Source organism: Candidatus Arsenophonus triatominarum (assembly GCF_001640365.1).
GTDB lineage: Bacteria > Pseudomonadota > Gammaproteobacteria > Enterobacterales > Enterobacteriaceae > Arsenophonus > Arsenophonus triatominarum.
The window spans coordinates 1-5,052 of the sequence record NZ_LWMI01000049.1; the positions used below are offsets into that span (position 1 = coordinate 1).

5 protein-coding genes and 2 pseudogenes are annotated in these 5,052 nt (G+C 35.4%); all 7 read left to right on the top strand.

What is annotated here, in order from left to right; genetic code table 11:
- Positions 1 to 268: 268 nt before the first annotated feature.
- The 7 genes and pseudogenes from AYJ55_RS21180 (at position 269) to AYJ55_RS21200 (ending at position 4,895) form a co-directional block, all read left to right on the top strand.
- Positions 269 to 1,074: pseudogene (locus AYJ55_RS21180) on the top strand (replication initiator protein A).
- Between the two features lie 91 nt (positions 1,075 to 1,165).
- Entirely contained in the window at positions 1,166 to 1,849 is a 684-nt protein-coding gene (locus AYJ55_RS21185; protein WP_063657809.1) for a ParA family protein, read from the top strand.
- Between the two features lie 2 nt (positions 1,850 to 1,851).
- Positions 1,852 to 2,193, top strand: a complete 342-nt coding sequence (locus AYJ55_RS21190) for a hypothetical protein (protein WP_063657810.1) — start codon at positions 1,852 to 1,854, stop codon at positions 2,191 to 2,193.
- A gap of 281 nt (positions 2,194 to 2,474) precedes the next feature.
- Complete coding sequence (locus tag AYJ55_RS21195; protein ID WP_063657703.1) at positions 2,475 to 2,666, top strand: hypothetical protein; 192 nt, start codon at positions 2,475 to 2,477, stop codon at positions 2,664 to 2,666.
- Between the two features lie 582 nt (positions 2,667 to 3,248).
- Positions 3,249 to 3,407, top strand: a pseudogene (locus tag AYJ55_RS36455) (replication/maintenance protein RepL); the annotation flags it as partial.
- Positions 3,408 to 3,745: 338 nt separating this feature from the next.
- Positions 3,746 to 3,925 carry a hypothetical protein gene (locus AYJ55_RS29960; protein WP_162505797.1) on the top strand — a complete coding sequence of 60 codons (180 nt, stop codon included), beginning with the start codon at positions 3,746 to 3,748 and terminating at the stop codon, positions 3,923 to 3,925.
- A 544-nt stretch (positions 3,926 to 4,469) separates the two neighbouring features.
- The gene (locus AYJ55_RS21200; protein WP_245677505.1) at positions 4,470 to 4,895 is read left to right on the top strand and encodes a hypothetical protein; all 426 of its coding nucleotides are present in this window, start codon (positions 4,470 to 4,472) and stop codon (positions 4,893 to 4,895) included.
- Positions 4,896 to 5,052: the final 157 nt, after the last annotated feature.

Here is a 5,052-nt window from a genome sequence, read left to right on the forward strand (position 1 = left end):
TAGTTGGTCGGTAAATCCCGAATGATGGGTCGGTAAATCCGAATGATGGGTCGGTAAATCCCGAAAAAATGAACTCACTGAGTGCTTGTATCACTTAGTGAGTTCTAACCAACAATCCTAATGACGTAGGAGAGAGGCTATGACTGATCTTACAAAGAAAAAGAGAAAATACAACTTGAATACATTGCGTCCTAGTAAACATAAACAATTAGAGTTTTTTATTGCCGATGAGGTTGATGTTTCAACTTTTCGCGATGAAATGGCAAGTATGGAACACCCTTTTTTTGCCCTAAAAGGTGGCGATACCAAAGTCAGGGAATATAAAAATGGCAACGTGATTGTCACGGTTAGGCCAGCTGCTGAAATTGGATTAGCCACAATTTTTGATAAAGATATTTGGATTTATGCCATATCGAAATTACAAGAGGCAATTAATAACGGTAAACCTATTAGCCGTATTATCATCTTTACCCCGTATGATTTTTTTGTAACGACTAACAGAGATAAAGGGGTAAATCTTATAAAGAATTAGAAAAAGCATTGGACAGGCTTTCGGGTACTCGTATTACTACTAATATTGTTTATTCGGAAGACAAACAAGAAAGTATTGGCTTTGGATTAATTGACAGTTGGAGAATTTTAGAAGAAAAAAAAGGAAAACTTGATATCGGTATGGTTGAAGTGACTTTACCAGACTGGCTTTATCAGGCTATTACTAAAACTAAGGTGTTACAAATTAGTCCTGATTATTTTCGTATACGGAAAGCTATCGATAGACGATTATATGAAATTGCTCGTAAGCACTGTGGTAGTCAACATGAATTTACAATTTTTTTAGAGAACCTTTTAAAAAAAACAGGTAGTTCAACTGCATTAAAATATTTTAGATCTGAAATAAAAAAACTTTCTATATCTAATGATCTTCCTGATTATGAAATTCTGTTTGATCCGACGACAGACAAAGTTACATTCAAAAATCGCAATCAAAATACTCCACAAGCAGAAGCTTCACGTAAGAGAGAAAAAGGTAAACGGGAAGTCCATAAAATCAAAAAAAATCTACTGAAAAAGTAGTTTTATTTTAATTGATAACTAAAGATATCTTATGATATAATTTGATAATTAATTATATTAATTGATACTTGTGGTTATCTGGAGTTATCTTATGCCTACTTATGCCTTCATAAGTCCTAAAGGAGGTGTTGGAAAAACTACATCTTCACTTATATTTGCGACACAACTTGCTAAAAGAGGAGTTGGTGTTTCTATTATCGATGCTGACCCCAATTATCCCATCCAAAAATGGGCTACAGGTGGTTATTGTCCTGAAAATGTTCATGTAATTTCTAATATTACAGAAAATAATATAGCTTTAAATATTCGCGAGGCAGCAGCTATAGACCCTATTGTGATCGTTGATCTTGAAGGTACTGCAGCTAAAATTGTGATTCATGCACTTCAGGAAGCAGATTTCGTTATTATTCCAATGCAAGGATCACTGCTTGATGCTGAACAGGCTGGTAGAGCGATAACCTTAGTAAAAGATCAAGAGCAGGCTGTTAGAAGACATGTTAAAAATTACATACTTCCTTTTTCAATACTGTTAACACGTACACCGCCTGCGTATCAAACACGAAATATGGCAAGTCTTAGAAAAAGTTTGTCTGATAAAGGAATTCCAGTTTTTGATACAGTATTAACTGAAAGAGAAGCTTTTCGTTCAATGTTTTTTTTCCAAAAGCCTTTAGATAAATTAAATTCGTCTGAAGCGCCAGGAATAGATAAAGCCATCGAGAATGCCGATGCATTTGCAGCAGAATTAATTTCAAAATTATCGCCGGAGGGCTAGAAATGCCGGACTTAACAAAGCGAGTTGATGCGTTTGCAAATTTAAATAAGTTTAAACCTAAGACAGTGCCAAATCCTAAAGCAAATAACGATGATATAGAAAAAATATCTATAGATAATGGATTTCCTTCACGTGAACCTCAAGAACCAAAGCTACAAAAGCGTGCAAGATTTAATTCAGGTGAAAAAAAAAGACAGTTGAATATAAAAGTAAAAGAAAGTAGCTTTCAGCGATTTTATGATTTGGCGGAAAAGCGAGGGATTCGTGTTCTTGGTGATCTTTTTGATCAAGCGCTAGCAGCACTTGAGAAAGAAACTATTGATAATACAGGTAAAATAGATTAAATATGTTGTGAAAGTTGATTTAACAGCTGTTCAGTCTATTTGAAAGTAAAAAATCAACTAAAAAATTTATGCGCTGACTGAAAGGAGCGTTAATCCTGCCAGTCAGCTAATCCAAAACCTACCGAAGATAGGAGTCAGACTATGCGAAATAGTACGCATATTGCACGCATAATGAAAGCGTGCAACATATCAATCGAGCAGCTTTTGAGCTTTGCTCACACATCAAAATATCTCACCAATCGGCAACGTGCCCGAATTCTCCAGCGAGTTGGGGGTGCGGCATGAAATACTTCAAAGCAACTATCATCACTAACGTTGACCACGAGAAGGGTAAGACAACAAATTTCATCTATCTTGCGTCTGAAACGAAAATAGCTGCCAAGAAATTGGCCTCTCAACATATCTTTGAGACTGACGGCGCAAACTGCTGTTTTTACAAATCGCCCAGATTGGAAGAAATTAGTATTTTGTGATTTTCGCGTGACTGTGTTCCCTTTAATTTCCGGTTATCTTCCGCTTCCTCGCCCGTTCGCTCGCGTTGCTCGGTCACTTGGCTGTGGCGAGCGGTGGGTGTTTTAATTTTAAGGATTTTTTGGATTATTTTTTAATTTTCTTTCTAAGTTTAGCTTGCGAGCACCGAACAGCGGCGACGAGGAAGCGGAAGTTAGTTTATTGCTGATCAGTTGCATGGTAATTCTCTCCAAAACTTCAAGATATAAGAAAGGAGAACGAGATATTAAAATTCTGATTTTAAAGAATTTTAATTTTTCATATGTTTAACAAGCTACTGAACATATATGTTCAGTATTATCGAACATGTGTTTATAAATAGATGTTCGTTTTTTCATAAAATATGTTTGACATTAATAACAACTGTGTTTATAGTTTTATATAAACATATGTTTAAAATTGTGAACTTATATGTTTATAGATAATGTCGATATGCAAAAAAATAAAGACCTTTTTATTCAATTTTCCGAAAAAAATATTGGTGCTGTTAGAGAGATATTTAAGAAAAATACCGTTTCGGGTGATATTTTTTATTCTTAACCGAATTTATGAATAAAAACAATGCAGTAGTTTGCTCACATCGTGTTCTTGAAGAAGTTACGGGTAAAAAAAGAACAACTGTAAGTTTAGCTATTAAGTGTTTAAAAGATAACGGATTTATAACCATTCTAAAAAATGGGGTACAAGTAATGTCTATGTTCTAAATCCTCATGTGGTATGGAGAGCATGGAGAACAAATAAAGCGTATTGCAAATTTGAGGGACCCATTTTACTTTCAAAAAGTGAAAATGAAAAAATTACAAAAGAAATGCTCAGATCAATAAATATTGATGAGTAATCGCTGATAGCAAGAGTTTTCGCCTCTTACTACCAGCTAACCCCTAAACCTACATGTGATAGGAGTAAGGCTAATGAAAAAGTCTACCCTTCCGCGTGCGCGTAATTGAAGCGCAAAATCAAATCATCGAGTTATTCGTTCGAACCTCACGCAATTTAACCCTTCGTCAGCGTGCCCGAATTCTCCAGCGAGTTGGGGTGCGGCATGAAATACTTCAAAGCAACCATCATCACTACGTTGACCACGAGAAGGGTAAGACAACAATTTCATCTATCTTCCTCTGAGACGAAAATAGCTGCCAAGAAATTGGCCTCTCAACATATCTTTGAGACTGACGGCGCAAACTGCTGTTTTTACAAATCGCCCAGATTGGAAGAAAATTAGTATTTTGTGATTTTCGCGTGACTGTGTTCCTTTTAATTTCCGGTTATCTTCCGCTTCCTCGCCCGTTCGCTCGCGTTGCTCGGTCACTTGGCTGTGGCGAGCGGTGGGTATTTTAATTTTAAGGATTTTTTTGGATTGTTTTTTTAACTCAATTTTTACGCTTTAAATTGCGAGCACCGTCGAAGAGAAAGCGGAATTAATCCGTTGCTACTGAGTCGTCTGATACTTCTTTCTATCAAAGATACAAGAGAGAGAAGTAATCATAAAACCTGTTATAGAAAGAATTAAATTTTAATATCTGTTTGTCACAAACCATAAATACTGTTGTTGCTGTAATCAAAATGAGTGTCTTTATGATTACGTTAAAATCAAAAAAATACGTTGACATAATCAAAAAAACAACTAAAATGCTTAAGTAAGAGTAAGAAAAAATAGAAAAATGCATATGACGGAATCAAAAATATCGATGTAATAAGCACAAACAAAATCCATTCATGGAAAATATGATGATTCCTATGGGACTAAACAAATTCGATTATCCAAAATGGGTAAAGATCGGAATGTATTAGTCAATCAACTTACAGGAGAAATTTTAGGAACGCATGTAACAACTTATAAAAAAGTTGATAGGGGGAAATTTATAAAACTTTTCGCTGAAAATATAGCGATGACTTTTGAATTAGGCTCTGCTGGACTAAAAGCACTAAATGTATTGATTTTTACAGTGCAAAATTCAGGAATGAACAAAGATAGAGTTGTGTTAGATAAATACGCTTTAGAAGAATTTTTATCTGATTCAGGTCAAAAATTATCTCAAGCAACATTTACTAGAGGAATTAAAGAACTAGTAGGGGCTCAAATAATCGCAAGATGTTTAAAAGGAAGGATTATTTTATTAACCCAAACTTTATTTTTAATGGAGACAGAGTTGGCATTTACTAGCAGCAATAGAAAAACAAGATTAAATTAGCGTACTTGAACGGGCTCTGACCCCGCCCAAGCACCTGATCCAACAACCTAAGTCGATAGGAGTCGGACTATGCGAAATAGTACCTTCCGCGTGCGCGTAATTGAAGCGCAAATCAAAATCATCGAGTTATTCGTTCGAACCTCACGCAATTTAACCC